This is a genomic window from Terriglobales bacterium, from assembly GCA_035624475.1.
In the GTDB taxonomy this organism is placed as follows: Bacteria; Acidobacteriota; Terriglobia; order Terriglobales; family Acidobacteriaceae; genus DASPRL01.
Genome location: DASPRL010000285.1, coordinates 1 through 2,463, shown reverse-complemented (window position 1 = coordinate 2,463; position 2,463 = coordinate 1). Strand labels below are relative to the sequence as shown.

Sequence of the window (2,463 nt, the reverse complement as noted above, 5' to 3'; positions counted from 1 at the left end):
GGCCCCCCCGGCGCCGATTGCGGAACTGGCTTCGCCGCCGACCGGGTCCGGCAAGATGCCGAGGCAACGGCCGCTGATGTGAAGGCCTCGGCGCTGCGTGCGCAGGTCCTGAAGCCGGGCGCGCAGGTCCAGGGGGCGATCTTCTTCACCTATCAGAAGAAGCGCGGCGAGTCCATTCTGCGCTTGCCCATCGGCGACCAGGTCTTCGAGTTCCGCTTCCCACCCAAGGCGAAGTAGCTACGGCAGAAGAGCGGAGCCGGGTACGCCGGAGGTGCGACGGCGCGTGGCCGAGCCTATCCGGTGCGCCGTCGTTTCGCGACCCTCCGCGAAGAGTGGGACAAAAAGGTGCTGCGCGGCGCGCTCGCTTGCCCCGCCGCTGCGCTCCGGGCCGGTCGCGCGCGGGTTCTCTCAACGGCTCTACCCCCGGGCTTACGCCCGGAGCTACCGTCTGGAGCCGCCTGCGGCGGCTGCAGCAGTGAACCGAAGAAGCGAAGAATGCAGCGGCTACCCAAAGCACAGCCGAGTCGGCTGTGCCACACGGAGCTCGGTGCTGCACGCGAGATCCTTCGCGCCTAAAGGCGCTCAGGATGACGCCACCCTGAGTTTGACCTTCCGCTGCGCTCCTCTGTGTCCTTTGTGGTTGAGAACCGGTTTCGGTTGCGGAGGGGGTGGCGATAGGGGTCCTGCGCTGCGCTCGGCTCCTGCGTCGCCTCACTCCGCTCAGGATGACAGTCTAGAAGCGGACGGCTCGAGGAAGATGAAGTAGGAGGAGTTCCACAGGCGGGTAGGAATGGAGCCGCGGGGACGGGCGGTCAGGATGACGTTGTAGTCGTCGGTGACCTGGAGCTTCTCCAGGACGGAAGGCTCGGCGGCGGGCTCGATGAGGGCCAGGCAGGCGAGGAAGTCGTAGATGTCGGGGCTGCCGGCATAGCCGGGGGCGGCGAAAGACAGGTCGGTGGCCTCGCCGGCGAAGTGCCAGGCCAGGGAGGCGGCCAGGGCCACCGCACCCTCGTAAGCCTTCTCGTCCACCAGGCCGGGGGCGGGATTGTCGAAGACGATGCGCAGCTTGCGCTCGTCCTCGCGGGTGAACTCGCGCACCTTGAGCGAGCCCGACTTGGCGGTCGCCTTCCAGTCCACGTGGCGGGCGGAGTCTTCGGGCATGTACTCGCGGATGCGGTAGAGATCATAGCCGCGGCCGCGCACGAAGGCCTCGAACTCGCCCGTGATCATGGGCAGCACTTCGAAGAAGTCTTCGGTGGGCTCCACCGAGGGATAGACCAGGATGGAGTGGCGCAGGGCCACCGGCCGGGTCTTGACCAGGAAGGAGAAGGGGAAGCGGGTGGCGATGCCGAAGCCCTCCTGCACGTAGCGGCCGCGGCGGGGAAAGTTGAGTTCGACCTCGGCGACGGCTGTGCCCCGCAAGGGGATGTAGGGGAAATAGACGGAGGTGTCGAAGACGCGGCCGCGGCCGGGATCGGGGGGCTGGGGAGCGGCGAACTCGATGGACCAGTCGGGCCAGCGCACCCACTGCCGCTCCACCGGGCGGCGGGCGGGAAAAGCGAAGATGGAGCGGCGCCAGCGCAGGACGCGCTGCGGCTTGAGCGGCTTGGGCGGGGCCACGCTCACCGAGAACGCGGGCATCCAGCGGCGCGCGTTCTCCAGGCTGAGGCGGGCCATCACCCCGCGGCGGGCGAAGATGCGGGCAGGGAGCGAGACGCCCAGGTCCAGGCCGCGCAGCAGCGCCGCCGAGGCCACTCCCGAGACCAGGATGGCGGCCATCATGGCGGCCACCACGATGAACAGCAGGTTGTTGCCGGTGTTGAGGGCGGCCACCCCGATGATCAGCAGCAGCACGAAGTAGCCGACGCCCTCCTTGGTGACGTCGTACTGGAAGGCCTGGCGCATGCCCGTCAGGGTGACGCGGCGGAAGAGGTAGGGGACGGTGGTCAGGCCCACGAAGCCGGCGATGAGCAGGGCGAGGGAGGCCAGCAGCACCGAATCCATGACCTTGCCGTTGCGGCGGGCGGCAGTGGAGAGCAGGGCCGCACCGAAGGCCACGCTCAGTCCCAGGAGGGCGCCGAAGAAGCGCAGCCAGGCCTGGCGGTCGATGTTGGCGAAGGCGGATTGCAGGGCGGCGCGCATGGGCGAGCAGCGAAGAGCGGCGCTAGCCGCAGCCTAGCACCGGCGGCGCGCCGGGGGCAATCGCAGGTCAGTCGTCTTCGCCTGTGCCCGCGCGGGCGGCGCGGCGCCGGCGATAGCGCCAGTACAGGAAGACGGCCACCACGGCCGCGGCCGCGAACAGCCCGGTGTTCACCCGCTTCATGATGCGCAGCAGGTCGTCCCACTCGCTGCCGAAGAGATAGCCTACCAGGGAGACGACGGTGACCCACAGCGTGGCGCCCAGGAAGTTGAAGAGGGCGAAGGAGCGCCAGGGCATGCGCAGCACTCCCGCCATGGGCCCGG

Annotated in this window: 3 protein-coding genes; 1 reads left to right on the top strand and 2 read right to left on the bottom strand. The window is 69.1% G+C overall.

Annotated features, from left to right (window positions below):
* A partial coding sequence (locus VEG08_11390; GenBank protein HXZ28586.1) for a hypothetical protein occupies positions 1 to 237 on the top strand: 237 nt, incomplete at its 5' end.
* A 483-nt stretch (positions 238 to 720) separates the two neighbouring features.
* On the opposite strand, the gene VEG08_11385 is transcribed toward VEG08_11390, so the two are convergent.
* Together VEG08_11385 and VEG08_11380 are read right to left on the bottom strand one after the other, a co-directional pair.
* Positions 721 to 2,142, bottom strand: coding sequence for a DUF58 domain-containing protein (locus tag VEG08_11385; GenBank protein HXZ28585.1), 1,422 nt, complete (start codon positions 2,140 to 2,142; stop codon positions 721 to 723).
* Between the two features lie 67 nt (positions 2,143 to 2,209).
* A partial coding sequence (locus VEG08_11380) for a DedA family protein (protein ID HXZ28584.1) occupies positions 2,210 to 2,463 on the bottom strand: 254 nt, incomplete at its 5' end.